The sequence below is a fragment of the Arthrobacter pascens genome, assembly GCF_030816475.1.
GTDB lineage: Bacteria > Actinomycetota > Actinomycetes > Actinomycetales > Micrococcaceae > Arthrobacter > Arthrobacter pascens_B.
In genome coordinates, this window is record NZ_JAUSXF010000001.1 from 3,825,489 (window position 1) to 3,852,130 (window position 26,642).

A 26,642-nucleotide genomic window follows, 5' to 3' on the forward strand; every position below is an offset into this window, starting at 1 on the left:
CTTCTTCCAAACCCTTGGATGTCCTAGTATATTGCACAAGGTTGGATGTTTAGTGATGCGTATCACTTGGCGAAAGGTGCCCCATGTCAGTCACCGATGACTTCCGTGCAGCACGTGACCGCCTCCTGGCCCTCCGTTCGGACTATGTCCAGGCCAGGAGCGAGTTCCGGTGGCCGCGCTTCGAAGAGTTCAACTTCGCCCTGGACTGGTTCGACCAGATCGCTGCGGATCCGGCCAAAGGCATCAACCCCGCGCTCGTGATCGTTGAGCAGGACGGCTCAGCAACCCGCCGCAGCTACGCCGACCTGGCTGCCCGATCCAGCCAGGTAGCCAACTGGCTCCGAAGCCAGGGGGTGCGCCGCGGAGACCGGATGATCATCATGCTGGGCAACCAGGTGGAACTGTGGGAGCTGATGCTGGCCGGCATCAAGCTTGGCATTGTCCTGATCCCCACCACCACCCTGATGGGTCCCGCGGACCTCGCGGACCGGGTGGAGCGGGGCGAGGCGGGCTGGGCCGCCGTCGGACGTTCCAACATCGGCAAATTTGCCGGCGTTCCGGGCCGGTACCGCCTGATTGAAATCGACGACACCGGCACACCGGCAACCGCGGGTGCGCTGCAATATCGGGATTCGGCAGGCTTTCCGGACATGTTCACTGCCGAGGCCCCCACCGCGGCGGACGAGACGCTGCTGCTGTATTTCACCTCCGGCACCACCTCCAAAGCCAAACTCGTTGAGCACACCCACACGTCCTACCCGGTGGGGCACCTGTCCACGATGTTCTGGATCGGCATGGAACCCGGTGATGTGCACCTGAATGTCGCCTCGCCCGGCTGGGCCAAACATGCCTGGTCCAACGTGTTTACGCCGTGGATCGCCGAGGCGTGTGTGTTCATCTACAACTACGACCGCTTCGACGCCCGCGCGCTCATGGAGCAGATGGACCGCGAGAACGTCACCAGCTTCTGCGCCCCGCCCACGGTCTGGCGCATGCTCATCCAGGCGGACCTGGCGCTGCTGAAGAAGCCTCCCAGCAAGGTGGTCTCGGCCGGTGAGCCGCTGAACGCCGAAGTCATCGGTCAGGTGCAGCGTGCCTGGGGCCAGACCATCCGCGACGGCTTTGGCCAGACCGAAACCACCGTCCAGGTGGCCAACACCCCGGGACAGCCGGTCAAGACCGGCGCGATGGGCCAGCCGCTTCCCGGCTACGACGTGGTGCTGGTGGATCCGAACACGGGAGAAGAGGCCGACGACGGCGAGCTGTGCCTGCGCCTCGATCCCCGTCCCGTCGGGCTCATGAAGGCGTACTACGGCGACCCGCAAAAGACCGCCGAGGCGTTCCGCGGCGGCTACTACCACACGGGAGACATGGCCAGCCGTGACGGGCGCGGCATCATCACGTACATTGGCCGTGACGACGACGTCTTCAAATCCTCCGACTACCGGCTCTCCCCGTTTGAGCTGGAGAGTGTCCTGATCGAGCACCCGGCAGTGGCGGAAGCCGCCGTGGTTCCCTCGCCCGACGCCCTCAAGCTGTCCGTTCCCAAGGCCTACGTGGTCCTCGCCGCCGGACATGAGCCGGGCCCGGAGCTGGCCGAAGACATCCTGCGGTACTGCCGCGACCATCTCGCTCCGTTCAAGCGCATCCGCCGGCTGGAATTCGCGGCGCTGCCCAAGACGATCTCGGGCAAGATCCGGCGCGTGGAACTGCGGCACAGCGAAGAATTGAGGCACAGCGGGGACGCAATCCCCGAAGGGTTTGGCATCGAATACTCCGAGGCGGACTTCCCGGGGCTGAAGGGCTAAGCCATGGCCTCCCCGCTCCCCCGCGACCCCATCGCCGACGCCCAGCGCAACTGGGAAGAACACGGCTGGGCCGATGTTGCGGCACCCATGGCCGCCATTACGGCGGTCATGCGCACCCAACAGATCCTGCTGGCCCGGATCGAAGGCGCCCTGAAACCCTTCGGCCTGACGTTCGCGCGCTATGAACTGCTCGCACTCCTGAGCTTCGCGCGCAGCGGCGCGCTGCCCATGAACAAGGCGAGCGCCCTGCTCCAGGTCCATCCCACCTCGGTGACCAACGCCGTCGACCGCCTTGAAGGCGCCGGACTGGTGACCCGCTCACCACATCCCACCGACGGCCGCACCACGCTGATTGAGCTCACCGCGGAGGGCCGTACCGTCGCCAAAAGTGCGACGGCGGTGCTCAACACCGAGGTGTTCGGCCAGTCGGGGTTCGCGGGCGAAGACGTCGACCAGCTGATCCGGATTCTTAGCAGCTTCCGCCGGAACGCCGGCGACTTCACGGAAGGCTGAGCGCCATCTTGGGCAAGGAGGCACCCCGGTCAGGAGACCGGGGTGCTTCCATGAGTACGGGGATTCAGCCCTGCGCCTGTTCCTGGTTCTTCACCACCATGATCCAGCTCAACTGGATGTCATTCGCAGTGGTCGGGGCCAGATTGACGTTGAGCTTGCCCAGGGCGTCCGGGGACCGGCCTGTGTAGGTCAGCGTAGTGTCCGTCGCTCCGAAGCGTTGGCTGGCTGCCACGACTGTTCCGTTGATGCTGATCTTGGCTGCCCTGTTGGGTGCCGATGACGCCCACGGATCGAAGAGTCCGATGTACACCGTGTACTGGCCGGGATCCAGCGCACCGAACATATAGGACAAGTCCTTGCGGCTGGCGGTTTGGGTCACGTAGCGAAGCGTCGCGAACATGGATCCTCCCGATGTGGTGGACGTGCCGGGGTTGTCGTAGCCCCATACTTTGCCGGTGGCCGGATCAGGCCCCAGGGGCTGGTCTTTCACGGAGTTGGACAACGGGCCGAGGGCGGACACGGCATCCCGTAGATCGGCATAATCCTGGGTGTCTGATCCGCCCGGATCGGCCAGATAGACGGTACCCTTCGGGACCACCAGGACGTTGTAGGCAGTGCTTCGGCCGTTGGAGGCGAAGGTCGCCGTGACAGTTGCGCTGCCGGGTGTGTTGAACGCCGCGCCGCTCCAGGTGACTGCCGACGTCGTCGTGGTTCCGTTCTGGGTGACCACGGCGGTTGACGGCAAGGCAGCCGGGCCCGCGCCGAGTGCCACTTGTTTCGGGACGTCCATCTGGACGCTGAACTTTCCGCGGTTCTCGAGGTCCTGCAGCTTCCAGGTGTCGTGCCAGTCGAAGGTCAGTCCGCCATTGGCGTCGAACGTCATGGGCAGCCAGACCTGCGGGGCGTTGGCCAGGTCAGACGGCGTCCAGCGGTCGCCCATGTAAATGAACTTGCCCGCGGCGGCATCCACCGGGATGACAGACGTGCTCTGCGAGGAGAATGTGGTGTTGGCGTTTGTTCCGATGGCCGGGTTGCCGTGCTGGGTCCATGGTCCGAGCGGAGATGGGGCGGTGGCATAGCGGGCCGCATTCGCGTCCCAGCCTGTGGCTGCGGACGTAATCAGGTAGTACATTCCGTCGTACTTGAACATGGCCGGGGCCTCACGGGCTTGGCCCTGGAAACTGCGGCTGAAGTCCACGCCGTCCACCGACCGCGACTTCGGAACATTGAGGTACATGTAACTGGCGTTGAGCCGCGAAACATACATGGTGCGGTTCTCTTCGCTTGAGTAGACGATGTACCCGGTCCGGGCTGCGTCGTCATCCTGGAAGAGGTTCATGTCGCGCGCCATGCCCAGCTGGGAGGGGTACTGGTTGTTGGGGTCGTTTGCCGGGATCTGGTCCAGGCGGTAGCTGTCGACATACCGGAAGGGCCCGAACGGACTGTCCGACACAGCAACTCCCGCCTGGGCCTTGGCGTACTGCGCGTTGGACGTGGTGGACGGCCCATCGGCATGGACCCATAGGACCCACTTGTTGGTGGACTTGTTGTAAATGACCTTCGGGCGCTCGAGGACCACGGCCCGGCCAGCCGCGTTGCCCGAGCCGTTGCTGTCAAGGTCACGGAAGACGGCGTCCTTTTCATGCGTCGTGTAGTCGGCGTAGAGGGAGGTGAAGTACGGGTCCGTGTCCAACTGGGCGCGGGAGGTCAAGGCCTTAAGTGCCAGCCCTTCGTCCTTCCAGTTGTAGAGGTCGTAGGAGGAATAGGCATGGACGCCGGGCATGGGCTGGTAGCCGTTGGAGCGGTCCTCGCCATACCAGTAGTAAATGGTCTTGCCAGCGGCGTCCTTGGCGGGGATCACCTGGCCGCCATGGGCCTGGATGGCCTTGGCGTTGCTGTCCAGCCAGGGCTTCCCGGGCCGGAATGAATCATAAGTGACCAGTTTGCGCAGGGCCTTCGTCGCCGCGTCTATTGCCTCGTAGGCTGCCTTAATGGCCGCGGTGTCGGTAGAGGCAGCGTCCACCAGGGACTGCGCTGCCGCAAGCTTCTGCTTCAGAACATCAACGCTGTCCGTTGCATACAACGACGCCTGCTCCTGGCTCAGGCTGGCCTGCCGGATCTTTTCGCCCAGCAGTGCCGTGGTGTGTTCCAGCGGCTTGCGGATCAGCACGAAGTTCAGGGCGGGGTCCAGGAAGGTGTTGGTGCGTCCGGCCTGGCTGTGCGCCTGCAGGTTCAAGGTGCTGTCGGTGACCTGCACAATGAAGGTTTTCTCCAATGCGGTGCTGCCGGCGGATGCGGTTCCAAGAACTGCCCCTTCAGCCATGAGGTCCATGGTGCGGCCGGCCCAGCCGCCCGGGAGCTTGAATCCGAAGGTGACATCGTAGCTGCCGCTGGGCAGGTCGAAGTCGTATTTGACCGCGCGCTGGCTAAGGACCGAGCCGGCCGGCGGGGCGTCGTAAAGGATGGAGTCATACTTGCCCAGCGTCGTGTTGGTGTTGGCCTTCGGATTGGAGAATGCATCCGAGACATAACCCCAGCTGCCCCCCGTCTTTGCGTCCTGACCCAGAGGCTGGTCTGAGCGGGACTGGAAGATACCCAGCGTGTCGCCGTCTGCCACCTTGTCCGTAACCGACGCGCCGCTGTTGGCGAAGTACAGCATGCCGTTGGTGGATACCAACTGCGCGAGAGTCGGCTCCGGGAAGCCTGCGGGAGCCTCATCCGCGGCCATTCCGGGTGTCGCCGGGATCAGCAGGGAGGCGCCGACGGCAGCAGCGAGCGTTGCGCCGGCTGCCCGCCGGCCACGGACCCCGGCAGCAGCCTTGGCCGCTGCGAGAGCATAACCGGACAGGTGCCGGGAGCGGAAGGCGGCGAAGCCGGCCGCCCCGAGGAGGGCCATGCCGAGAACGGCGAGCGCTGGTGCCCAGGACCACACTGTTCCGGGGACTACTGCGGCGGGCAACTGTGGCGGGAGGGCGGCTATTTGACCGGCCAGCGGAACGGCAACAGCGCCGTCGTCGGGGCGGGTGAACAGCACGCTGTGTGCTTCACCGGCGGCCAGGGCAACAACCTTGGGGCCTACGCCATCGGGCAATGTGCCTTGGCCAGCATTGTTCTCGCCCCAGGCGAAGACCTTGCCCGACTCGGTGGCCACAAGGTTGTGGTAGCCGCCCGCTGCAATCGCAGTGACTTTTTCGGAAGCGAGTTCCGCGGGCACGTTGAGCTGGCCGTACGCGTTGGATCCCCAGGCAAGGACCTTGCCGTCGGCCGTCAGGGCGAGGGAGTGCGTTACTCCGGCGGAGACCGCCGTGATGCGGGTGGCCTTGACTTCTGCCGGGATTTCCAGCTGGCCGGCGTCGCTGCGCCCCCAGGCGGTGACCTGGCCTGTGCTGTCAAGGGCGAGGTTGAAGCCCGAGCCTGTGGCTGTCTGTTCGATTTGCCTGCCGCCCAGTTCGGCCGGGATCTGGTTCTGCGCGAATGCGTTGTCACCCCAGGCGACCAGGGTGCCGTCAGTCTTCAGCGCCACGGAGTTGCTCCCGCCGGCGGAGATCTTCCTTACACCGGTCAGGGCGGCCGCGGGGACAGCGGACTGTCCACTGGAGTTGCCGCCCCAGGCAACGACACCGCCGTCCCTGGACAAGGCCAGTGAATGGCTGGCACCTGCGGCGACGGCGGTGAACTTGGTCTTGCCGGCGGCAGGAACTGTGGATTGCCCGGCCGAATTGGAGCCCCAGGCGAGGAGTTGGCCGGGCTGCGTCACGGCGACAGTGTGATTGTTCCCCGCTGCCAGCTGCACGATGGGATCGTTCCGGTAGCCGGCTGGAAGAGTGGTTTGTCCGGCGTCATTGGCGCCGAAGGCAAACAGGTATGTGGGTTCGGCGGTGGGGGAAGGAGTCGGGGCGGGTGTGGTGGCGCTCGCAGCGCCCGCCGCCAATTGACTCGTGGCGGCGATGAGCAAGGCTGCCAAGGCCGCCTTGAATCTCAGTTGAAGCATCATCGGTTCTCCAGAGGTGGATGAAGGTTGGCCTGTTGCCAAGAGCGTCCCGGACCGGGGAACCGGGCTGGACTCCAAAGTATTGGGCAAACAACATGTTTGCAATAGGTCTTATTAAATGGTTTGTAATAAGTCGGGTCGCCAGAGGGTCCTGCGCTGGTCAAAGTCTCTGCCCTCCCGTAACCTTGAAGCGAGTCCGTGAACGTTCACGTTTCGAAGAAGAATCGAATCCCCTATGACGATTGCGCCATTCCTAGCTCAACAGCCCACAAGCGAGGCGCGTCGTGCGCGCCTTGCGGTCAACTTACTGTTCTTCACCAACGGCGCCATCTTCGCCAGCCTGCTCCCGAGGTACCCGGACATCAAAACGGATCTCGGGCTGTCCAACGCGGCGTTCGGCCTGGCAGTTGCAGCTTTTCCCCTGGGCGCACTGCTGGCCGGCCTGAGCGCCGGAATGCTCGTGCGCAGGTTCCGGTCCTCCAGGGTGGCAATCGTTGCCACCGTCCTGGCGTCGCTCGGTATTCTCCTGGCTGGCAGCGCCCCAGCGTGGGTGGCCCTTGCCGGCGGTCTTTTCCTTGCGGGCTCTATGGATGCCATCACCGACGTGGCGCAGAATTCCCATGGCCTCAGGGTGCAAAGGCTCTACGGAAGGTCGATCCTTAACTCGTTCCATGCCGTATGGAGTGTCGGGGCCGTCGTTGGAGGCCTCGTCGGCGCCGCTGCAGCGGAACTGGCCGTACCTCCTCCTGTCCATCTCGCCGTCGCCTCAACCGTTTTCAGCCTCATGGCGGTCCTGTCTTACAGGCTTTTGCTTTCGGGGCCGGAACCCCTAGAAGCCCCTGGCGACAATGACACGGGAGAGGGAAGCCCGAATGACTTCGGCGGGTTGCTTCAGTCCAAGGCTATCTACGGGGCGCTCCTTGCCCTCGTGATCATTGCCTCCGCCGGGGCACTCGTGGAGGACTCCGGAAGCTCTTGGTCCGCCATCTACCTCTCGGGCTCCCTCGGGGCATCGGCCTTCATGGCGGGCGCAGGCTTTGTGGCACTCCAAGGAATGCAGTTCGTGGGACGGATAATCGGTGACCGCCTGGTGGACCGCTTCGGCCAACGCGCTGTTGCCCGCTGCGGAGGACTGATTGTTCTGGCGGGCATGGGCCTTGCCCTGTCCTTCCCAACGATCATCGGCACTGTCATCGGTTTCGGTCTCGCCGGTCTCGGTGTCGCCACCCTCATTCCCGCCGCCATGCATGCCGCAGACGAGTTGCCGGGCCTCCGGGCGGGGGCGGGACTCACCATCGTCAGCTGGCTGCTACGACTGGGCTTCCTTCTTTCTCCCCCTGTCGTCGGTGCAATTGCAGACGCCTCATCACTGCGGCTCGGCCTCGTCGTCGTGCCCCTCGCAGGCCTTCTGGTAATACTTTTTGCCCGCGTCCTCAGCCCGCGTCCTGACCCCGCGTCCTGACCCCGGGCAGCAAGGAACACAGCACCGCCGGCTGGAGGCTTCCTAGCGACCGGACCTGCGGCGCACGCTCCTGACCACAAGCCCTACCACCATCAGTCCCAGCGCAACGTAGACCACGTAATTGAGGAACCGCGAATACTGTTCGATCAGCCTGTACTGGGTGCCGAGCAGGAAACCAAGGCCAATGAGTGCCCCGTTCCACAGACCGCTTCCAGCGAGGGTGAAAACGCTGAAGGTGCCCAGGTGCATGCTTGAGGCGCCGGCCGGAAGCGAAATGAGGCTACGGACACCGGGGAGCAGGCGTCCGAAGAAGACGGAAGACCTGCCGTGGCGGCGGAACCAGCCTGCTGCATTGTCAAAGTCTTCCCTGTCCACCAGCGGCAGCCGGGACAGGCCGCGGATGGATCTTTCCAGGCCCAGCCGGGCCCCCAGCCAGTACAACATGAGGGCGCCGAGATAGGCGCCCAGGGTGCTGGTAATGAAGACGAGGACCAGGCTCAAGGACCCCTGTTTGGCGAGATAGCCCGCCAGGGGAAGAATGACCTCGCTGGGGATGGGCGGAACGACAGTCTCGGCCAGAGTGAACAGCCCCACGCCCCATTCGCCAAGGGCATCGATGGCCTGGGCGGCCATCCCCACGAGCCCGGTCAGGTTGTCGGCTGCACCGGACGCAGCTACTGATGCTCCCTCCACCTATTCCTTCCAGCTAATTCTTTCCACTGATTCCTGACCTGTCAGCCATTGCGTGGTCAGCGGTGCTTGAACTCGGGCTGGCGCTTTTCTGTGAAGGCCGCCATGCCTTCCTTCTGGTCTTCCGTGGCGAAGAGCGAGTGGAAGATTCGGCGCTCGAACAGAACGCCCTGGGCCAGGCCGGTTTCAAAGGCAGCGTTCACGGCTTCCTTCGCCGCCATGGCCACCGGTTTCGACTTGGATGCAATGATCTCGCCCGCTTTGAGCGCTTCGTCCACTACATCCTCCGCGGGTACGACGCGGGAGACCAGTCCGCTGCGTTCGGCCTCCTCCGCGCCGATGAACCGTCCGGTCAGGATGAGGTCCATTGCCTTGGCCTTGCCCACAGCCCGGGTCAGGCGCTGGGAGCCCCCCATTCCCGGGAGCACGCCAAGGTTGATCTCTGGCTGGCCGAACTTCGCGTTGTCCCCGGCGATGATGAGATCGCACATCATAGCCAGCTCGCAGCCACCGCCCAGGGCGAAGCCGGACACTGCGGCGATGGTGGGAATGCGGAGCCGGGTGAAATCCTCCCAGCCGCGGAACCAGTCGGCGGCGTACATGTCCATGTAGCCCTGAAAGGCCATCTCCTTGATGTCCGCCCCGGCGGCGAATGCCTTGGAGGAGCCGGTGATTACCACGGCCCCCACTCCGGGATCAGTGTCCATGGCCCGGACAGCAGCCACCACCTCTTCCATGGTGGCCTGGTTCAGGGCGTTCAGCGCCTCGGGCCGGTTCAGGGTTACCAGGCCCACCCGGCCGCGCCGCTCCACGAGGATATTGGAGTACTCCGTCATGCTTGATTCCCGTCATCCAGCGCTGCGTCTGCCCCCGCGGTACCACCCTGTGATTTGTCCCGGATATCCGTGATGATCCCGGAGAAATCCCGGCCGGCGCCGCCTTCAGCGGCAAACCTATCGTAGATTTCCGACGCGAGAGGCCCCAGACGGGCTGCCACGCCGGTGCTCTGCAGGGCATTTACGGCGAGTTTGAGGTCCTTGGCCATCAGTGCCCCGGCAAAGCCCGGCTGGTAGTCGCGGTTGGCTGGACTGGTGGGAACCGGTCCGGGAACGGGGCAGTTGGTGGTCAGTGCCCAGCACTGGCCGGATGCGGCTGAAGCGACATCGAACAGCGCCTGATGGGTCAGTCCCAGCTTCTCGCCCAGGACGAATGCCTCGCTCACGGCGATCATGGACACTCCCAGTATCAGGTTGTTGCAGATCTTTGCGGCCTGCCCGCCACCGTGCCCGCCGCAGTGAACCACCCGCTTGCCCATCACTTCCAGCATCGGCCGCACGGTCTCGAAGTCATCCGGCTCGCCGCCCACCATGAAGGTGAGGGTTCCTGCCTCCGCACCCACCACGCCACCCGAGACCGGGGCATCCACAGCCAGGTGTCCGGCGTCGACGGCAAGCGCCGAAGCTTGCAGCGCCTCATCGACATTAATGGTGGAGCAGTCCAGGAACATGGTGCCGGGGGCTGCCGCGGCCAGCAGCCCGGGCTGACCGTCCACGCCCCGGTAGGCATCCAGGACATGCTGTCCGCTGGGGAACATGGTCAGTACCACTCCCGCTCCGGACACTGCCTCCACAGGGCTGGCTGCCGTGGGCACGCCCTGGGCCTTGGCGGTTTCGAGTGCGGCAGGCACGACGTCGAAACCCACCACGTGATATCCCCCTTTCACCAGGTTTACGGCCATGGGTCCACCCATATGGCCCAGGCCCAGGAAAGCGATGGTGGCGTTGTCAGGCATGATCCGTCTCCTTTGACCGAAGGTTCAGTTCCCTATCGCCCAGCGGCGCGAAAAACCGCTCCACGTCCTCTGTCTGTACCTCGCGCAGGGTGGCGGGCTTCCACTGCGGCGAACGGTCCTTATGCACCACCTGCGCCCGGATTCCTTCGCGGAAGTCGGGTGCGGCCAGGAACCTGAGCCCCACCCGGTATTCCTGCGCCAGGGCTTCTTCCAGCGTCAGGCCCTTGACCCGCCGGAGGGATTCCAGGGCCACCTTTACCGCCGTGGGCGACTTCTCTTCGATAGTCCTGGCCGCCTCGGCCGCCTCTCCCCCGCTGTCCCGGAGGCGGCGGACAATGTCCTCGGCGTCGGAGGATGCGTAGCAGGTGTCAATCCATTTCCGCTGTTCCACCAGCGCGGATGCGGGAGGCGTTTGGACGAAACGCGCGACGGCGGCTCCTGCGGTTTCGCTTTCGAGCTCCGCCGCCAGCTCCGGAAGCCTTTCCGACGGGATGTAGTGATCCGCAAGGCCGAGGAACAGCGCGTCCGCGCCGCTGAGGTGGGCTCCTGTCAGGGCAGCATGGGTCCCGGCCTCGCCAGGCGACTTCGCGAGAAGCCAGGTCCCTCCGACGTCGGGGACAAATCCGATGGTGGTCTCTGGCATGCCCATCCTGGTCCGGCCGGTGACTATTCGCACCGACCCGTGCGCGGAAATTCCCACGCCGCCGCCCAGCACCAGTCCGTCCATGAAGGCGACGTATGGCTTGGGATATGCCGAAATCATGGCATTCAGGCGGTATTCCGACTGCCAGAAGGCGGCCGTTTGCGCTCCTCCGGTGAGCATGTCCTGGTAAATGGCAACAATGTCCCCGCCGGCGCACAGGCCCCGTTCTCCGGCGCCCCGCACCAGGACGGTCGCCACGCCGTCGTCGTCTGCCCATGCGGTGAGCTGCTCCAGCATCGCCGCCACCATCCCGGCAGTAAGTGCATTGACGGCCCTTGGCCTGTTCAGGGTGATCACCCCCAGATGGCCGCGACGCTGGAACAGCACTTCTGCACTGGCCTGCGCTCCGTCTGGCGAATCCTCCGGAAGATCGGCCATCAGCTTCCTTCAGGCATCACGAAGCTGGCGCCCTGCCGGATTCCGGAGGGCCAGCGCGTGGTGACCGTCTTGGTCCTGGTGTAGAAGCGGAAGGCGTCGGCACCGTGCTGGTTGAGGTCGCCGAATCCTGATGCTTTCCAGCCGCCGAAGGTGTAATAGGCAATGGGGACCGGGATGGGCACGTTGATTCCCACCATGCCCACTTCCACGCGGCTCGCGAAGTCCCTGGCGGCATCCCCGTCCCGGGTGAAAATGGCTACCCCGTTACCGAACTCATTGTCGCTGCAGAGCTGCAGCGCCTCATCGTAATCGGCCGCGCGGAGCACGCTGAGGACAGGACCGAAGATCTCTTCTTTGTAGATCTTCATGTCCTTCGTGACGTCGTCGAAGAGCGTCGGACCCACCCAGAAGCCGCCGTCGTAGCCATCCACCGCCAGGCCGCGGCCGTCCGCCAGCAAGGTGGCGCCTTCGTCGACGCCGGACTGGATGTAGCCCTCGATCCGCTCCTTTGCGCTGGCGGTAACCACCGGTCCGAAGTCCGAATCCTTGTCGAGGCTGTGTCCCACCCTGAGCCTCTTGACCCGGTCCTGGAGCTTGGACACAAGCCTGTCAGCAGTTTCCTGACCGACGGGGACGGCTACGGAAATGGCCATGCAGCGTTCCCCGGCTGAACCGTAGCCGGCGCCGATCAGGGCGTCCGCCGCCATCTCCAGGTCCGCATCCGGCATGATCACCATGTGGTTCTTGGCTCCGCCGAAACATTGGGCGCGCTTCCCGTGGGAAGCGGCAGTGGCGTAGATGTATTGCGCAATGGGTGTGGAGCCCACAAAGCCGATTGCCTTGACACGCGGGTCCTCGAGGAGTGCGTCCACCGCCTCCTTGTCTCCGTTGACCACATTAAAGACGCCGTCCGGCACGCCGGCTTCCGAATAGAGCTCCGCCAGGCGGAGCGGCACAGACGGGTCACGTTCGGAAGGCTTAAGAATGAAGGCGTTGCCGGCAGCGAGGGCAGGCCCGGATTTCCACAGCGGGATCATGGCCGGGAAGTTGAACGGGGTGATGCCTGCCACCACACCCAGCGGCTGGCGCAGGGAGTGGACGTCGATCCCGGTGCCCGCGTCGTCGGAAAACTCGCCCTTGAGCAGGTGCGGGGCACCGGCCGCGAACTCCACCACCTCGATGCCGCGCTGGATGTCGCCCCTGGCATCAGGAAGTGTCTTGCCGTGCTCGGAGGACAGGAGTGTGGCGAGCTCGTCCATGTTCTGGTTCACCAGGTCAACGAACTTGAGCAGGATCCGGCCGCGGCGCTGCGCGTTCATGGCGGCCCACTCAACCTGGGCCTTCTCCGCTATGGCCACCACGTTCTCGACTTCTTCGCTGCCGGCCAGCGGCACACGCCCTTGGACCTGCCCCGTGCAGGGATCAAAAACGTCGCCGAACCGGCCCGAGATCCCGCTTACGCGCTTGCCGCCAACATAATGGGATAGTTCCTGCACCATGGCTGAATGCTCCTTCGCATGTGCTCCAGGTCATCTCTGCAAGCGAATATACTCGGACTTCCTACTAAATTCCAGAGCGCCGGAGGCAGCCCGTCAGCATGCCCTGCGCTTTCCCCGCCGCAGTACTGCCAAGGTAAGTTAGGGACTGTGAAGATAGCTACCTGGAATGTGAACTCCCTCCGTGCCCGTGCCGACCGGGTGGAGGCGTGGCTGCGGCGCAGCGACTGTGACGTGCTGGCCATCCAGGAGACCAAATGCACCGACGACAACTTCCCGTGGGAACTCTTCGAGCGGATGGGTTACGAAGTTGCGCATTTCGGCACGAACCAGTGGAACGGCGTGGCTATCGCCTCCCGGATAGGCCTCGAGGACGTGGAGCGCGCCTTTCTGGGCCAGCCCGGGTTCGGCAAAGCCGGCGCGGACCCGGTCCAGGAGTCCCGCGCCATCGCGGCCACCTGCGGCGGCGTCAGGGTTTGGAGCCTCTACGTACCCAACGGGCGCGCCCTTAACGACGAACACATGCCGTACAAGCTCAGTTGGCTGGACTCGCTGAAGAACCACGCCCAGGGCCTGGTGACCCGGAACCCGGAGGCCCAGGTTGCCCTGATGGGCGACTGGAACATTGCACCGCTGGACGAGGATGTCTGGGACATTGACCTCTTCCTTTCCCAGGGCTACACCCACGTGAGCGAACCGGAACGGGCGGCCTTCCGCGCCATTGAAGCGGCAGGCTTCACGGACGTGGTGCGCCCGTACACCCCGGGCCCGGGTGTCTACACCTACTGGGACTACACCCAACTGCGGTTTCCCAAGAAGCAGGGCATGCGGATCGACTTCGTCCTGGCCTCCCCTGCCTTGGCCGCACGCGTCACGGGCGCCTCGATAGACCGCGAGGAACGCAAAGGCAAGGGCGCATCCGACCACGCTCCGGTGCTGGTGGATCTGGCTGAGTGATGGCTGCATCCTGGACCCCCGAAAGGAGACTGCTATGACGGGAAACCTCTACCGGGGCCAGGCCGGCCTGCCGTTCTCATCCACGCTGCGCGTCTACGAACCGCTGGAAGCCTTTCCGGAGGAACAGCGGCAAGCCATCCAGGCGGCCGGCGCACGCACAGCCTCCCGCGCCGCCGTCGAAAACGCCGAGCTGCTGGCATCCCTGGGGCGGATCACCCGGGCGGGAGGGGATCCCTTCCCCACCGGCCGGACGGACCTGGTGCGCGTCACTACCGCTTCCAGGGCTTCGTCAGCAGGTACCCCTGCAGCGGAAACATCCGACGGCGCCGCGGCCACAGGTTCCGGGACCGGGACCGGGACCGGGACCAGCCAGGGGAAAAGCTCCGAAACAGTGCTGCTCTATTGCCCCAGCCAGCTCGTGCTGCGTGCCGGCCTGGCGGCCAACGCCCTGATGGAAGGCATCCACGGGCCCCTGGCCGAAATGCTGATCCCGGAGGAACAGCGGGACAAGCACCAGGAGCGGATCGACCAGGTCAAGGCCCGCGACGGATCCATCCGGGTGCACACCCGCGCCTCCACCTGGGGCATCCCGTTCAGCTGGTTCTCACTGTTCAGCGAATCCGACCACAAGGACGTGGTGGAAGCGGGCGGGCGGATCCTCACCGTCAGGGTATGGGCGCCTATAACCGAGGCGATGGAACGTGCGCGCTACGCCGTGGCCAACCTGGCGCTGGCAGCGCCGGACCTGGACATGCTTGATGACCTCGCCCAGCTGACGGAATGGCTGGAGCTGTTCCACGTGAATTCCATGGTGGAGCTGGACTACGGTGCAGTGGCTGACAAGGTTTACCCCGATGAGTCGCCCATGGACATCCGTCTCGGCATCGAGTGCCTGGCCGAGGGCGACATGACAGGCGCGGCGGCCGCCTATCGGCGGCTCGCGTCCCGGTGGATTCCCATCCGGCAGCTCGCCCGCGCTTCCTGACGGCACGGGCTCACCGCCGTCGACTCGACCACTTCCCAGACTGCACTCTTCGCTAAACCGGAGGCGGCGCCGTCGTACGTCTGACGATGAGCTCGTGGGGCGCGACGGCGGACCGCACGGAGCCGCTCACGCCGTCCAGTTCGTCAAGGAGCATCTTCGTGGCGAGTTCGGCCTGTTCGTCGGGCCGCTGCCCAACGGTGGTAAGTCCCATGGCATCAGCGAAATCGTGGTTGTCGATGCCCACGACAGAAAGCTCTTCCGGCACGCGGACACCTATCCGGGCTGCTTCGAAAATGACGCCCATAGCCATCTCGTCCGAGGCGCAGAAGATTGCGGTGGGTTTGGGCCCGGGACGGGCCCAAAGCCGGCGGAAGGCTTCCTGGCCGCTCCGGACCGTGAAATCACCCCACTCATCCCATTCCGGGCGGATGGGCAGCCCGGCGCCCTCCATGACCTCAGTGAATGCCAGCATCCGGACACGGGGCACATCGAAGTTAAGGTCGGTTTCGTCATCGCCGTGGATGAGCGCGATATCGCGGTGCCCCAGCTCAATCAGGTGCATGACTGCGGTTGAGGCCGCGGCGTAGTCGTCAATGCCGATGTACGCACATTCTTCGACGTGCCCGCCGACCACCACCAGCGGGATATCGATCTTCTGGAGGTGGTCAAGCTCGTCATGGGTGAGCGCCATACACAGAACCAGCAGTGCGTCGATCTGCTTGTACACCATGGTTTTACTGAAGAGCCGCTCGCGGTTGCTGCCGTGCCCGCCGAGATTAAACAAGGAGAGGTTGTAGTGGCGGGCATGCAACTCCCGGTCTGCCCCCTCAATGGCTTTGGAAAAGAACCAGCGGCTCACAAACGGTGCCAGCACCCCGATGGTTTTGGTGCGACCCGTGGCCAGTCCGGACGCCGATGAGGAAGCGACATACCCCAGGGCCCCAGCCACTTCAAGGATCTTTTCACGCGTTGCCGGCGAAACTCTGGGCAGCCCCCGCACCGCCCTTGACACGGTGGCAGTGGACACGCCGGCCGCCGCTGCTACGTCCTCAATGCTGACACCGCTGTGGCCGCCCCGTTGAGACCTTTCACTTGTGCGTGCCACAATGTCCCCTCATCGGCTCCAGGCAGGCGTCCGCAAACCCCTGCGATCGCCCCGAGCCATAGTATTTTGCGCGTCCCACTACTTCGTAGTGTTACCTGCGGGAAGCTGACCGCCTGGTGCCTATTTGCGGGCTGGCAGCCGACGGCGGAGCCGCACCATCCCGAAAATCGCCGCCAATGTGGCCAGCAGGCCGAGCGCCCAGCCGAGCGCGGGCTGGGCGGTGACTTCCATCCAGACAGTGACCGCCAGCAGGACCACGGCCCAGAAGCCAAGGAACCCGATGATGATGTCAAAGTCCTCGCCCGAGCGCTCCAGCCGGCGCCCGTTTCCCGCCCCCTTTGGCTGCTGGGGGCGGGAAACGTTCCCGGTCACTTGACTGCACCCGCTGTCAGGCCCGCGACGATCTTGCGCTGGAAGATTAGCACCAGGATCACCAAGGGAATGGTGACAATGGTGCCGGCTGCCATGATCGCCGTGTACGGAATCTGGTTAGGCTGCGCCCCCGCGAAGCTCGCAATGGCCACTGTGACCGGTTGCGTTGCGTCGCTGGAGAGCTGGCTGGCGATCAGGAATTCATTCCAGGAGGAGATGAAGGCCAGGATCGCAGTGGTGAAGATCGCCGGTGCCGCCAGTGGCATGATCACCTTACGGAACGCCTGCCCCTGAGTGCAGCCGTCCACGCGCGCCGATTCCTCGAGCTCCCACGGCATTTCCCGGAAGAACGAGGTCATGGTGTACACAGTCAGCGGCAGCACGAACGAGATGTTCGGAATGATCAGCGCCTGGTAGGTGCCGATCCAGCCGATGTTGGTGAACAACTGGAACAGCGGAGTGATCAGGGCAACGCCCGGGAACATGGATGCCCCCAGGATGAAGCCCAGCACCAGGTACTTGAACCGGAAGTTCAGGCGCGCCAGTGCATACGCCGCGAATACGCCGATCAGAAGGGAGATGGCCGTCACCACGACACCAATGAAGACGCTGTTGACCAGAGCCTGTCCGAAGTGGTTTCCGAACGAGGTGTCGAACGCCGTATTGAAGTTGTCCATCGTGACATGGGTGGGCAGGATCGAGGTGTCGTACGTAAATCCGACATCCCGGAACGCAGTGACCACCATCCAGTAGGCGGGGGCGAGGCACCAGATCAGGATGACAACCGCGCTGATGTAGGTCCGCCCCTGGGCCCATTTCTCGCGGTTCTGCGCCGTCTTCCGGCCCTTGTCCTGCCGTGCACGCAGCTCCGTGGCTGCTGTCGCGGTGGTCATTTCTTCCCCTTAGGAGTGGCGCCGCTTTGCTCCACAACATTCGCGCCCAGGAAGCGGACGAAAATGAAAGCGACCAGAAAGATGATGATGAACGTGATCGTGGACAGCGCGGCCGCCGCATTGAATCCCTGCCTGATCTGACTGATGACCAGGATGGAGAGGGTTGTGGTGTTGTTGGCCCCTCCGGTGAGGATGTACGGGAGGTCGAACATGCGCAGTGCGTCCAGGGTTCGGAACAGGACAGCCACCATCAAAGCCGGCTTGACCAGTGGCAGCGTGATCATCCGGAACCGCTGCCAGGCCGATGCGCCGTCCACCTTGGCTGCCTCGTAGACTTCCGCGGGAATCATCTGGAGGCCCGCCAAAATCAGCAGGGCCATGAACGGTGTCGTCTTCCAGACGTCCGCGATGATCACTGCCCATTTTGCCGGCCACTCACTGCCTGTCCAAAGGATCGTGGTGTTGAAGAGCTTGTTCGCGATTCCCTCAAAAGCGAAGATGAACAGCCAGAGCTTGGCGGTCACAGCCGTGGGGATGGCCCACGGCACCAGGACTGCGGCACGTACCAGGCTGCGGCCCTTGAAGGTCCTTGCCATGATCATGGCCATCCAGAAGCCGAGCACCGTTTCGAACGCCACAGTCACCACCGTGAAGAAGAAAGTGGTGGCAGTAGCTGACCAGAACTGGGCTCCCAAGGTGCCGGGCGGGCAGGCAACGGTCCCGCCACCCGGAGACGCACACTGCTGGGCAAGCCAGTTCACATAGTTTTGAAGGCCAGCCGGTCCGCCCTGGACGAACAATCCCGTGGCCGGATCAAGTCCGGCATCTTTCTGGAATGACATCACGATGGCACTGATGATCGGGTAGACGATCACAATGCCCAACGCAATGATGGTGGGGGCCAGCAGCCACGAGGCCCACTTGCCCTGGCTCTTTAGCCTGTTGTCCTCACCTACGCCCTTGGGCGCGTGGTGAAGCTCGGTACCGCCCGACGCCGGCCGTGTTACCGGCGTCGGGCCCAATTCGGTTGCCATGGCTAAACTACGATCCTGCGCCAGCGGACTCGATGGACTTCTGCATATCAGACAATGCTGTATCCACCGGCTTTTCGCCCTTGATGGCCGAGTAAGCGTTCTCCTGGATGGCCTTGGTGACGGCCGGGTAGAACGGGGTGACCGGACGCGGAACGGCGTTCTCAATAGACGTCTTCAGCACCGGCAGGTACGGCAGCTTCGCCACGAGGTCCTTGTCCTCATACAGGGCGCCGAGCACTGGAGCCAGTGACCCCTGGGTGGCGTAGAACTTCTCGGTCTCTTCGGAGGTCATGAACTTCAGGAAATCAAGCGCCGTGGCCTTGTTCTTGGAGTAGACACTGACAGCCATGTTGTGTCCGCCCAGGGATGAAGCCCCGGGGCCGTCCTTGCCCGGGAGTGCTGCCATTCCCAGCTTGTCCTTCACAGCAGAGGAACCTTCTGTGGTGGCCAGGTTGTAAACATAGGGCCAGTTGCGCAGGAAGAGCAGCTTGCCGCCCTGGAAGGCCTGCCGGCTGAGTTCCTCCTGGTAGGTGATGGCTTCCTTCGGGATGTTGCCGTCCGCGTACGCCTTCACCAGGTTCTCGAGTCCGGCCTTGGCCTCCGCGGTATTCAGGTTCGGTTTGCCGTCGTCGTTCAGAACCGAGCCGCCTGCGGAGTTGATGGCTTCGGAAGCGTTGACTGTGAGGCCTTCATACTTGGTGAACTGGCCTGCGTAGCAGCCGATGTTGTTGGCCTTGGCGATGGAGCACATGCTCATCATCTCGTCCCACGTCTTGGGAGGAGTCGGAACAAGGTCCTTACGGTAGTAAAGAATGCCGCCGTCGGAGGTCTGCGGTGCAGCGTAAAGCGTGCCCTTGTAGGTGGCGCTGTCAACTGTCGGCTTCAGCATGGCGCTGGTGTCCAGGGCCATCTTGTCCTTCAGCGGCTGCAACCAGCCCTTCGCGGCGAATTCTGCCGTCCACACGACGTCAACGTCCACGACGTCGTAGTTGGCGTTCTTGGCCTGGAAGTTCTGGACGAGATCGTCGTGCTGCTGGTCAGCCTGGTCGGTCTGCTCCTTGAAAGTGACCTTCTCGTTCGGATGGGCAGCATTCCACTTTTCTACCAGGGGGCGGACAACGTTGCTGTTGTCCTTGCCCTGGACATACGTAATGGGGCCGCGGCCATCCAGGTTGGCGCCTGCATCGCCGCCCCCGCCACCTCCACCGGTGGTGCCCCCTCCTCCGCCGCCACATGCGGAAAGTGTCAGGGCCAGGATGCCGGCGGTTGCCGCCGGAAGTAAGAATCTACGGTTTTTCATTCTTAGAGCTCCTCGCTGAGTGACATGTAAAGTCGCAGTGTGCTTGATGTGGTGACCATCACACTAGTAACGTTGCGGTGAGAAATGCAAGCGTTTACATCAAAACGTTACCTGAGAGGGAACCAAATGCGGCACAAGACCGTTCCTACCCCCGGCTCCGCCATCACGTCCTGGTGGGCGGATGCCGTTGTGTACCAGATCTACCCGCGTTCCTTCGCGGATGCCAACGGCGACGGCATGGGTGATCTCCGCGGAGTGACGGCGCGTTTGCCCTATCTGCAGCGCCTGGGCGTGGATGCCGTATGGCTGTCACCCTTCTATAAATCCCCTCAGGCCGATGCCGGTTACGACGTTGCGGACTATCGCGATGTTGACCCGCTTTTCGGCACGTTGGCCGACTTCGACGCAATGTTGCAGAAAGCTCACCACCTAGGGCTGAAAGTCATTGTGGACCTTGTTCCGAACCACACGTCGGACGAACATGTGTGGTTCCGGCAGGCGCTGGCATCCCCGCCGGGATCCGCAGAGCGTGACCGCTACATCTTCCGCCCGGGCAGGGACAAGGTCCCCGGTTCCGGGGACGGCGGGCTCGCTCCCAACAACTGGAGATCGATCTTCGGCGGCCCGGCCTGGAGCAGGGTCACGGAGGCCGACGGCAGCCCCGGTGACTGGTATCTCCATCTTTTCGACACCAAACAGCCGGACCTGAACTGGAACAACGCAGAGGTCCGGGAGGAGATGCGGTCAGTCATGCGCTTCTGGCTGGACCGCGGAGTGGACGGCTTCCGGGTGGACGTGGCACACGGAATGGTCAAAGAAGAGAGCCTTCCCGATTGGGATGGTCTGGCCGCAATGGTGGAAGGCACTTCCGGAGCGGCTCCCGGTGCCGCGCACACGCCGCCCGGAGAGGCTCCCGGAGCGCATTCGGAGGCACAGGAACCGCACCGCGCAGTGTCACCGGTGTATCCGCCCTCCCCGTTTTTTGACCAGGACGGCGTCCACGAGATCTACCGTGACTGGAACCGGCTGCTCGCCTCCTACGAAGGGGACCGGATGCTGGTGGCGGAAGCCTGGGTTGAACCGGCGGAGCGGCTGGTCAGGTATATCCGGAAGGATGAAATGCAGCAGGCCTTCAATTTCGATTTTCTCCTGGCCGGCTGGGATGCGGAGCGGATGGCCGAGGCGATTGAGGCGTCCTTAACGGCCGCCGCTTCGGTGGGAGCCCCCTCCACCTGGGTTCTGAGCAACCACGACACCGTCCGGCACACCAGCCGGTTCGGGCTGAAGGATCCCACCACGTTCCCCAAGGGCATCGCCGCAGAGGACGAGCAGCCCGACGCCGCCCTTGGGCTGGCGCGGGCCCGCGCTGCCACGCTGATCTCTTTGGCGCTGCCAGGCTCGGCCTATGTTTACCAGGGCGAGGAACTCGGCCTTCCGGAGCACACCACGCTGCCGCATGAGGCCCGCCAGGACCCCACCTTCTTCCGGACCAACGGTGCGGAAATCGGCCGGGACGGTTGCCGGGTCCCGCTCCCTTGGAAGGCGGACGAGCCCGGTTACGGCTTCGCGGAGACGTTCACCGCGGCCCCGGCGTCCGACGGCGGTGCAGGTCACCGCATGCCCGCCGCCCCCTGGCTCCCCCAGCCCGATTCCTTTGGTGAGCTCGCCGCCGACCGGCAGGACGGCGTCGCAGGCTCCACACTGGAGCTCTACCGTTCGGCACTGAAGCTACGTGCGGAGCACAACCTGGGCTCCGGAACCTTTCAATGGGCGGAGGTCCATCAGCCCGCGCGCGGCATCCTGGCCTTCCACAATGGCGATGTCCTGGTATTTGCCAACCTCGGCACGAGCCCGGTCGCTGTCCCCGAGGGGTTCAGCGTGGCGCTGTCCAGCGCGCCTGAATCTGCCGTATCTCCTGCATCGGCCGACGTGGCCCCCAACTGCACTGTTTATCTGCAGGCCCACTGATTCGGACCGGGGACGCGGGAGCCAACCGTAAAAGAGCGTATCTGGAAGAGGCAACAAGGACAGATGTGCCAGGAAAGGACGCCGGGCTCCTTGGGAGCGCGGCGTCCTTTCAGGTGTATTCCTGCAAATGTGTCCCTTCAGGCAATCCGAAGGGATTAGCCCTGCTCGGCCCTACTTGGCGCTCCTGAACAGCCCGGCGATCCTGGAACCGATCCCCTTCACGTTTTCGGCCACTCCACCGGCCAGTTCCTTGACGTTTTCGCTGACATCCCCGGCCAGCTCCTTGGCGTTTTCAGCCAAGTCTCCGCTGAGGAACTCTTTGACGTTCTCCGTAGCCTCGCCAGCGAACTCCTTGGCTTTCTCCGTGGCCTCGCCGGCGAACTCCTTGGCTTTCTCGGCGGCGCCTTCGATTCCGTCTTTGGCCGCTCCGCTGCCAGTTACTTCTTCACTCATGATGTTCTCCTTGGTTTCCCGGCAAAATCCATCCGGGCACGGTTGCCCCGGCGGCAGACGATGGCCGCCCGCCTGGAGAAGATCAGCTGTCCCCCGCACCACACACTAAGGCCAGGGCCCCGTCCCGGTGCAACATCCCGCCCTGGCGGAGGTCACCTGGGCACGTTGACATGACAACAGCGGCCCAATCACGGTAAGGAAGCGGAAGAAAGGTATATGCAGCGGCAGGGCCCGTCAGCGGACGCGCTCGGCCCGGCTGAAACGGGTCCGGGCTCCGGCGCCGATATGAATTAGGACAGGGGTCCTTTTGCCCACCACCGCGTCCAACGCATCCACTAAGGCGGCTACCTCGGCTGCAAGGAGATGCGGGGCAACCCCCTGGCGGGGCTGGAGCCTGACCTTCAGGGCAGGACTGCCCTGGACATCGTAAGTTACCACCGTCGCCCCTGCCAGGTCAGGACGTCCGGCAAGGGCGTGCTTCAGCGCCTGCTCAGCCACTCCTCCGCCGATCATGACATCTCCGGTCACAGTGCCGGAATCGTATTCCGCAGCCAACAGGTTGTTTTTGCCCTTTCCCTGCTGGGCAATCCAGGCAACCATCAGGCCGATCAGTACCAGCAGGGCAAACGCCACCACCAACCACAGCCAGCTTTCCGGGCGGCCGGGGAAGCGGGTGCTGTCAAAGGCCCGGTTGATTCCGCTCCAGACTGAACCGGCCCGGGAGTGCCACCACGTGGCCACGGCCGGAACAGAGGCCAACAGCATCAACAGTAGGCCCACAGCCAGAAGCATCAGCCCCAGGATGCCGATCAGGATCCTGTTAAGAAGGGTCGGGGTGCTGTTCACGCGCCAATCACCCCGGATGTTGACACATTGATCCGGGCATCCGGAGCGGGGATCAGTGCCATCTCGCCAAGCTCTTCCTGAACCGCCGCCAGCACAGAGGTTTCATCCACAGGCACTCCTGAAGTTGGACGCACGTTCACGATGACCTGATGCCGGGAAACCACCACCATCACCTGTTCAGGCGTGACGTTGGCGGCGAGCCTGGCACTTCGTGCCAGGGCGGATGCGATCACCTCGTCGTCGACCACCACCAGGGGACCGTTTCCCCGGACTGCCGGTGGCTCTTCCAGGCCCGGGACTTGTTCAACTGCCTGGCCCCCATAGCGGCCATCAAGCACGTGCCGGGCACGCCGGCCCGGAAGGAGGGCATTAAGGAGAAAGAAGAGCCCGGCCATGGCCAGCACAGCACCTATGACACCGAGGAGGGCGGGAGATATTCCGGCGGGCAGCGCCACGATGCGCTCCGCTGCCACCTGGGGCTCGATCAGCCATGCGGGCTGGCCGATGGCGTGCACGCCTGCTTCCAGCATCCCGTAGGCGGCCAGCACCATGACAAGGAGCCCAGCCACCGTTGCGACAGCGGCACGGGTGGAATGGGTCTCGCGGTAGAGAATCCTGCGCATGTCGGGTCCGGCATTGGCTGAACGCCTGTTCACTTGTCCGCTGCTCAGTGGACTGCTCACTGGACCCGGCCCCCTTCACTGATCCTGGCGCCGCTGATCCGGATGTCCACCCGGCTCAGATTGGCACCGCTAAGGACGGAAACGGTGGCCAGGATCCGGGCTTTGGCGGCCACAGTCCGGTCCCAGACGGACCCCCCGAACCCTGCCACGCGGCCTGCGTCCAGTGCTACTGCCTTCAGGGAGGGAATTTTAATCGGTGTCACCAGCGATAGCGCCAGCAGGCCGTCGTCGTCCGACCAGTCTGCCCGGACATCCTGCGCTTCCACGCCCAAGGCCTCGGCGGCCGCCGCCTGGGCAAGGCTTGTCAGGGCTTGTGTACTGATGCGGTTGTGGCCGGCCAGGACCTGCCCCCGCAGGGAAGGAACAGGTGAGCTCATGAGGAGGAGCGCCGGCCGATGATGGCGTCCAGGACGCCGCGCAGGTCCAGTTTCCCTTCCGCAGCACGGCCAAGCAGTGCACCGATGGCCATGAAAAGCAGTGACACCAGGAAGCCCCACAGCCCGAACTGGAAGGACATATAGGCCACAAAGGCGCCTATGGCGATTCCCACCACAGTCAGGTTCACAGCAGCCCCTCCCTTTCGCCAGTGACTGCAGTACCTGCAGCCGAGTGCTTCACCGGCGGCGCCACATACACATCGGTGATTTCAACGTTCACCTCGATGACCTGAAGGCCAACAAGCTCCTCAACTGCCCGGAACACAGCGGCTCTGACCTGGTCAGCAAGGGAGTAGAGCGGCGTACCGTACGTGGCAACCAGATTGATATCCACGGCCACCTGGGTCTCCCCGACCTCGGCATGGACGCCGGCCGCATGATCGGAACTGCCCACTGCGTCCCTGATGGCTCCGAGGGCACGGGAAGACCCGGAGCCAAGGGAGTAGACTCCCGGCACCGACCTGGCAGCTATGCCTGCAACCTTGGCGACGGCAGTTTCAGAGATGACGGTGCGGCCCTGTTCCGGGACCGGCAACGGCGCCGGATTGGCGGCAAGGTGGTTGTGAGCACCCGCATCGGGTTGTGGGTTCTGGTATTCCATCTGGCACTCCCCCTTCTGTTGATCCCAACCCTATCGCTTGCCCCTGACGGCGCGCTGGAATCCATGGCAAGTCCGTCTGTGAGATTCCGCGCCGTCGGAAGGACCTGTTCGTGATTTGGAGTTCAGGACCCGCCTGCTGCCGGTGCTGGATGATCGAGTTCGCGGGACCAGCCCCGGGAACGCTGTTGCGCTACAGCGAGCCCGCAGCGTTCCCGCGATCTCGGACCAGAATGTGAAGGCGGGAACGCCCGTGATGCACGGACGTTCCCGCTTGCTTGCGGCCAGCACGTTGGAGGGCCGCTGCCTGCCGTAGGGTGCAGGTTACTTGTAGAGACCCTCGCCGCCGACGCGGACGTTGGTGGGAAGGTAGCCGTACGGCCCGAGGCCGTTCTGGCCGAAGCTGCGGTCAACCTGCGAGATTCCGTTGCGGAAGTTGATCTTCACGGTGGGTGAAAGGGATCCTCCGCGGACGCCGTTCACGTTGTCGATGAAGGACTGCACCAGGCCTCCGGGCTGCACGTAGTGCGAGTAGGCCTGGAACTGGCGGCCGTTCTGCAGCGGGTTGGGACCTTCCGGAGCGTTGGCCGGCATGTTCAGGTCGGTCGGCGAGGCCAGGGCCAGGCCGCTGTTGTTCATCGGCTGGTAGTCGGAACGGACGCCGTCGCCGACGAAGCCGTAGACACCGTCGGGCCCGCGCATCCCTGCTGCATAGGTGAACTGGTGGCTGATGGTGAACAGGTAGTACTTGTTCTTGCCGCCTTCGTTCTGGATGAAGATCTGCGGACGCTCGGTCTGGTCATTGACGCAGTTTGCCGACAGGAGGGGAGGCAGGAAGGACCACTTGGTCAGGTCCTTGTTGTCTGCCACGGCGAGTCCAACGTTGGCGGTCTGGAACCAGGCACCGGTGTTGTTGACCTGGTCCAGGCTTTCGGCGTTCGCGTCGCCCGGCTTGTAGCCCAGGTCTTCCTGCTTGCAGCGGTATTCGCCGCGGGTGCCGCCGGTGTTTCCCTCGAAGACCATGAAGGTCTTCCCGGGGTGTGCCGGGTCCGCGAAAGTGTAGGGATCGCGGAAGGCGAAACCGGCGTTCTGCGCTTTGGTCTGGTACATCTTTCCATCCGGCTCAAGCAGCTTGGTGTGCTGGAAGCCGTCGAACGACACGCCGTTCTTGTCGGCGTGGATGTTACCGAGGGCCTTGGCGATGGCGGCGTCGGGGGCGATTCCGCCGCCTCCTGCGTTGCGCGCAGCCACGTCGTAGAACGTGGTTGCCGTGTAGAAGACGTTGACGTGGTCGCCCTGCATCAGCCGGGTGGAACCAGACCATTCGGTGTTCCCGATCGAAGAACCATCAACAAACAGATGGCCGCCGTAGTTCCATTTGTCTTTGGCAGGATCAGCGTTGGTCTTGCGGAAGAAGTAGCCGATGCGGGCATTCCAGTGGCGCTGGTCAAAGCCGTAGCCGGCGGTGGTGGTCCGCGACCAGCGAGAAGATCACATCGTAACCCTTGTAGCTGATCTGGTTCGCGTTTTCATCCGTCAGGGACCAGGTGTCCCAGACCCAGACGTCGTCGTTCATGGCGGGGAAATCCTCGGGGATTTCCGGCATCGTGACATCCGGGCTCATGGAGTTCTGGCCGGGAGTTACGGTCGAATCGCTCTGGGCCATGATCTGCTTGGCGTCCGCGCGGGTCCACTTCGAGGTGAAGTCAGACGCCGGGTCATGGGCCTGCTGGGTGTGCTCGGTGGGGAGGGGAAAACCGGGGGTTGGCGCCGGCATCTGCTGCGCGGCGGGCGGATCTGACGGTTCGTTGGCCTGTGCCGATGGCACGGCCAGGAAGGCCGAGGCGGCAATGGCCGCCGCCAGTGCTGCGGCGGCCGGACTCCACCGCAGCATCCGGGGTGAATTGGGGTGCTTGTGCATGTTTGCTCTTCTCGCGGAGTTGAAACTATTCGTGGAAGACGGGCTGGTGCCCTGGTCCTCGAAACTCCGGCGGCCCCGACAACACGGCATGCGTCATCGAGGACGCCGTTGTGTCGGGGGTGCGGGGCTTGGGTAAGGCCCCGAGTGATGGGTCAGGAGGATGCCGATTTCCTGGCCTGCCTCCACGATATGCACGCCCTGCCAGCCATTCAAACGCTGTTTCGCATGGCGCAAAATCATGTGAGCGCGAACAAGTG

The 26,642-nt window shown here is 64.0% G+C and carries 23 protein-coding genes and 1 pseudogene; 6 read left to right on the forward strand and 18 right to left on the reverse strand.

The features are described from left to right. The first annotated feature begins 83 nt into the window (after window positions 1-83). Window positions 84-1,808, forward strand: a complete 1,725-nt coding sequence (locus QFZ40_RS17500; protein WP_306905930.1) for an AMP-binding protein — start codon at window positions 84-86, stop codon at window positions 1,806-1,808. Between the two features lie 3 nt (window positions 1,809-1,811). After that, on the forward strand, window positions 1,812-2,321 hold the full coding sequence (locus tag QFZ40_RS17505) for a MarR family winged helix-turn-helix transcriptional regulator (RefSeq protein WP_306905931.1): 510 nt from the start codon (window positions 1,812-1,814) through the stop codon (window positions 2,319-2,321). A 64-nt stretch (window positions 2,322-2,385) separates the two neighbouring features. On the opposite strand, the gene QFZ40_RS17510 is transcribed toward QFZ40_RS17505, so the two are convergent. Then, the gene (locus tag QFZ40_RS17510) at window positions 2,386-6,315 is read right to left on the reverse strand and encodes a family 43 glycosylhydrolase (RefSeq protein WP_306905932.1); all 3,930 of its coding nucleotides are present in this window, start codon (window positions 6,313-6,315) and stop codon (window positions 2,386-2,388) included. Between the two features lie 232 nt (window positions 6,316-6,547). Between QFZ40_RS17510 and QFZ40_RS17515 the strand changes: the two genes are divergently transcribed. After that, complete coding sequence (locus tag QFZ40_RS17515; protein WP_306905933.1) at window positions 6,548-7,774, forward strand: MFS transporter; 1,227 nt, start codon at window positions 6,548-6,550, stop codon at window positions 7,772-7,774. A gap of 42 nt (window positions 7,775-7,816) precedes the next feature. Here QFZ40_RS17515 and QFZ40_RS17520 read toward each other — a convergent pair whose 3' ends face one another. From QFZ40_RS17520 to QFZ40_RS17540, 5 genes are all read right to left on the reverse strand, one after another. Beyond that, the gene (locus QFZ40_RS17520) at window positions 7,817-8,407 is read right to left on the reverse strand and encodes a DedA family protein (RefSeq protein WP_306906981.1); all 591 of its coding nucleotides are present in this window, start codon (window positions 8,405-8,407) and stop codon (window positions 7,817-7,819) included. A 116-nt stretch (window positions 8,408-8,523) separates the two neighbouring features. Further along, window positions 8,524-9,300: an enoyl-CoA hydratase gene (locus QFZ40_RS17525; RefSeq protein WP_306905934.1), complete on the reverse strand. Its 777-nt coding sequence runs from the start codon at window positions 9,298-9,300 to the stop codon at window positions 8,524-8,526. Beyond that, window positions 9,297-10,256 (reverse strand): 3-hydroxyisobutyrate dehydrogenase, encoded by a 960-nt coding sequence (gene mmsB / locus QFZ40_RS17530; protein WP_306905935.1) that lies wholly within the window; start codon window positions 10,254-10,256, stop codon window positions 9,297-9,299. The genes QFZ40_RS17525 and mmsB overlap by 4 nt, the downstream gene beginning before the upstream one ends. After that, window positions 10,249-11,337, reverse strand: coding sequence for an enoyl-CoA hydratase/isomerase family protein (locus QFZ40_RS17535; RefSeq protein ID WP_306905937.1), 1,089 nt, complete (start codon window positions 11,335-11,337; stop codon window positions 10,249-10,251). The genes mmsB and QFZ40_RS17535 overlap by 8 nt, the downstream gene beginning before the upstream one ends. Further along, complete coding sequence (locus QFZ40_RS17540; protein ID WP_306905938.1) at window positions 11,337-12,836, reverse strand: CoA-acylating methylmalonate-semialdehyde dehydrogenase; 1,500 nt, start codon at window positions 12,834-12,836, stop codon at window positions 11,337-11,339. Before QFZ40_RS17540 ends, QFZ40_RS17535 begins: the two co-directional genes overlap by 1 nt. Before the next feature lie 147 nt (window positions 12,837-12,983). On the opposite strand from QFZ40_RS17540, the gene QFZ40_RS17545 reads away from it, so the two are divergent. After that, window positions 12,984-13,790, forward strand: a complete 807-nt coding sequence (locus QFZ40_RS17545; RefSeq protein WP_306905939.1) for an exodeoxyribonuclease III — start codon at window positions 12,984-12,986, stop codon at window positions 13,788-13,790. A 34-nt stretch (window positions 13,791-13,824) separates the two neighbouring features. Then, a complete protein-coding gene (locus tag QFZ40_RS17550; protein ID WP_306905940.1) occupies window positions 13,825-14,775 on the forward strand; it encodes a hypothetical protein in 951 nt (316 codons plus the stop codon). Window positions 14,776-14,827: 52 nt separating this feature from the next. Here the strand turns inward: QFZ40_RS17550 and QFZ40_RS17555 are convergent, their stop codons facing one another. The 5 genes from QFZ40_RS17555 to QFZ40_RS17575 all read right to left on the reverse strand — a co-directional run bounded on the left by QFZ40_RS17555 (window position 14,828) and on the right by QFZ40_RS17575 (window position 19,479). After that, window positions 14,828-15,880 carry a LacI family DNA-binding transcriptional regulator gene (locus tag QFZ40_RS17555; RefSeq protein WP_306905941.1) on the reverse strand — a complete coding sequence of 351 codons (1,053 nt, stop codon included), beginning with the start codon at window positions 15,878-15,880 and terminating at the stop codon, window positions 14,828-14,830. A 120-nt stretch (window positions 15,881-16,000) separates the two neighbouring features. Continuing rightward, a complete protein-coding gene (locus QFZ40_RS17560) occupies window positions 16,001-16,252 on the reverse strand; it encodes a hypothetical protein (RefSeq protein ID WP_306905942.1) in 252 nt (83 codons plus the stop codon). After that, entirely contained in the window at window positions 16,249-17,145 is an 897-nt protein-coding gene (locus QFZ40_RS17565; RefSeq protein ID WP_306905943.1) for a carbohydrate ABC transporter permease, read from the reverse strand. The genes QFZ40_RS17560 and QFZ40_RS17565 overlap by 4 nt, the downstream gene beginning before the upstream one ends. Then, window positions 17,142-18,179 carry a carbohydrate ABC transporter permease gene (locus tag QFZ40_RS17570; RefSeq protein WP_306905945.1) on the reverse strand — a complete coding sequence of 346 codons (1,038 nt, stop codon included), beginning with the start codon at window positions 18,177-18,179 and terminating at the stop codon, window positions 17,142-17,144. The genes QFZ40_RS17565 and QFZ40_RS17570 overlap by 4 nt, the downstream gene beginning before the upstream one ends. Window positions 18,180-18,186: 7 nt before the next feature. Further along, window positions 18,187-19,479 carry an ABC transporter substrate-binding protein gene (locus tag QFZ40_RS17575; RefSeq protein WP_306905946.1) on the reverse strand — a complete coding sequence of 431 codons (1,293 nt, stop codon included), beginning with the start codon at window positions 19,477-19,479 and terminating at the stop codon, window positions 18,187-18,189. 126 nt (window positions 19,480-19,605) lie between these two features. On the opposite strand from QFZ40_RS17575, the gene QFZ40_RS17580 reads away from it, so the two are divergent. Continuing rightward, complete coding sequence (locus QFZ40_RS17580; protein WP_306905947.1) at window positions 19,606-21,447, forward strand: glycoside hydrolase family 13 protein; 1,842 nt, start codon at window positions 19,606-19,608, stop codon at window positions 21,445-21,447. Window positions 21,448-21,618: 171 nt separating this feature from the next. Here the strand turns inward: QFZ40_RS17580 and QFZ40_RS17585 are convergent, their stop codons facing one another. From QFZ40_RS17585 to QFZ40_RS17615, 7 genes and pseudogenes are all read right to left on the reverse strand, one after another. Further along, the gene (locus tag QFZ40_RS17585; RefSeq protein WP_306905948.1) at window positions 21,619-21,900 is read right to left on the reverse strand and encodes a hypothetical protein; all 282 of its coding nucleotides are present in this window, start codon (window positions 21,898-21,900) and stop codon (window positions 21,619-21,621) included. A gap of 234 nt (window positions 21,901-22,134) precedes the next feature. Next, entirely contained in the window at window positions 22,135-22,746 is a 612-nt protein-coding gene (locus tag QFZ40_RS17590; protein WP_306905949.1) for a hypothetical protein, read from the reverse strand. Next, a complete protein-coding gene (locus tag QFZ40_RS17595; RefSeq protein ID WP_306906982.1) occupies window positions 22,743-23,369 on the reverse strand; it encodes a hypothetical protein in 627 nt (208 codons plus the stop codon). The genes QFZ40_RS17590 and QFZ40_RS17595 overlap by 4 nt, the downstream gene beginning before the upstream one ends. A gap of 56 nt (window positions 23,370-23,425) precedes the next feature. Continuing rightward, window positions 23,426-23,806, reverse strand: a complete 381-nt coding sequence (locus tag QFZ40_RS17600; RefSeq protein WP_306905950.1) for a hypothetical protein — start codon at window positions 23,804-23,806, stop codon at window positions 23,426-23,428. Then, window positions 23,803-23,994: a hypothetical protein gene (locus QFZ40_RS17605; RefSeq protein WP_282329661.1), complete on the reverse strand. Its 192-nt coding sequence runs from the start codon at window positions 23,992-23,994 to the stop codon at window positions 23,803-23,805. The genes QFZ40_RS17600 and QFZ40_RS17605 overlap by 4 nt, the downstream gene beginning before the upstream one ends. After that, on the reverse strand, window positions 23,991-24,467 hold the full coding sequence (locus tag QFZ40_RS17610; protein WP_306905951.1) for an Asp23/Gls24 family envelope stress response protein: 477 nt from the start codon (window positions 24,465-24,467) through the stop codon (window positions 23,991-23,993). The genes QFZ40_RS17605 and QFZ40_RS17610 overlap by 4 nt, the downstream gene beginning before the upstream one ends. Window positions 24,468-24,788: 321 nt before the next feature. Further along, window positions 24,789-26,385 (reverse strand): annotated as a pseudogene (locus tag QFZ40_RS17615) (glycoside hydrolase family 68 protein). Between the last annotated feature and the right edge of the window lie 257 nt (window positions 26,386-26,642).

Coding starts and splice junctions, on each gene's coding strand:
- QFZ40_RS17595 (WP_306906982.1), bottom strand. CDS start 23,369: ATGCGCAGGATTCTCTACCGCGAGACCCATTCCACCCGTGCCGCTGTC.
- QFZ40_RS17540 (WP_306905938.1), bottom strand. CDS start 12,836: ATGGTGCAGGAACTATCCCATTATGTTGGCGGCAAGCGCGTAAGCGGG.
- QFZ40_RS17505 (WP_306905931.1), top strand. CDS start 1,812: ATGGCCTCCCCGCTCCCCCGCGACCCCATCGCCGACGCCCAGCGCAAC.
- QFZ40_RS17580 (WP_306905947.1), top strand. CDS start 19,606: ATGCGGCACAAGACCGTTCCTACCCCCGGCTCCGCCATCACGTCCTGG.
- QFZ40_RS17570 (WP_306905945.1), bottom strand. CDS start 18,179: ATGGCAACCGAATTGGGCCCGACGCCGGTAACACGGCCGGCGTCGGGC.
- QFZ40_RS17515 (WP_306905933.1), top strand. CDS start 6,548: ATGACGATTGCGCCATTCCTAGCTCAACAGCCCACAAGCGAGGCGCGT.
- QFZ40_RS17520 (WP_306906981.1), bottom strand. CDS start 8,407: ATGGCCGCCCAGGCCATCGATGCCCTTGGCGAATGGGGCGTGGGGCTG.
- QFZ40_RS17510 (WP_306905932.1), bottom strand. CDS start 6,315: ATGATGCTTCAACTGAGATTCAAGGCGGCCTTGGCAGCCTTGCTCATC.
- mmsB (WP_306905935.1), bottom strand. CDS start 10,256: ATGCCTGACAACGCCACCATCGCTTTCCTGGGCCTGGGCCATATGGGT.
- QFZ40_RS17500 (WP_306905930.1), top strand. CDS start 84: ATGTCAGTCACCGATGACTTCCGTGCAGCACGTGACCGCCTCCTGGCC.
- QFZ40_RS17550 (WP_306905940.1), top strand. CDS start 13,825: ATGACGGGAAACCTCTACCGGGGCCAGGCCGGCCTGCCGTTCTCATCC.
- QFZ40_RS17535 (WP_306905937.1), bottom strand. CDS start 11,337: ATGGCCGATCTTCCGGAGGATTCGCCAGACGGAGCGCAGGCCAGTGCA.
- QFZ40_RS17525 (WP_306905934.1), bottom strand. CDS start 9,300: ATGACGGAGTACTCCAATATCCTCGTGGAGCGGCGCGGCCGGGTGGGC.
- QFZ40_RS17585 (WP_306905948.1), bottom strand. CDS start 21,900: ATGAGTGAAGAAGTAACTGGCAGCGGAGCGGCCAAAGACGGAATCGAA.
- QFZ40_RS17565 (WP_306905943.1), bottom strand. CDS start 17,145: ATGACCACCGCGACAGCAGCCACGGAGCTGCGTGCACGGCAGGACAAG.
- QFZ40_RS17610 (WP_306905951.1), bottom strand. CDS start 24,467: ATGGAATACCAGAACCCACAACCCGATGCGGGTGCTCACAACCACCTT.
- QFZ40_RS17575 (WP_306905946.1), bottom strand. CDS start 19,479: ATGAAAAACCGTAGATTCTTACTTCCGGCGGCAACCGCCGGCATCCTG.
- QFZ40_RS17600 (WP_306905950.1), bottom strand. CDS start 23,806: ATGAGCTCACCTGTTCCTTCCCTGCGGGGGCAGGTCCTGGCCGGCCAC.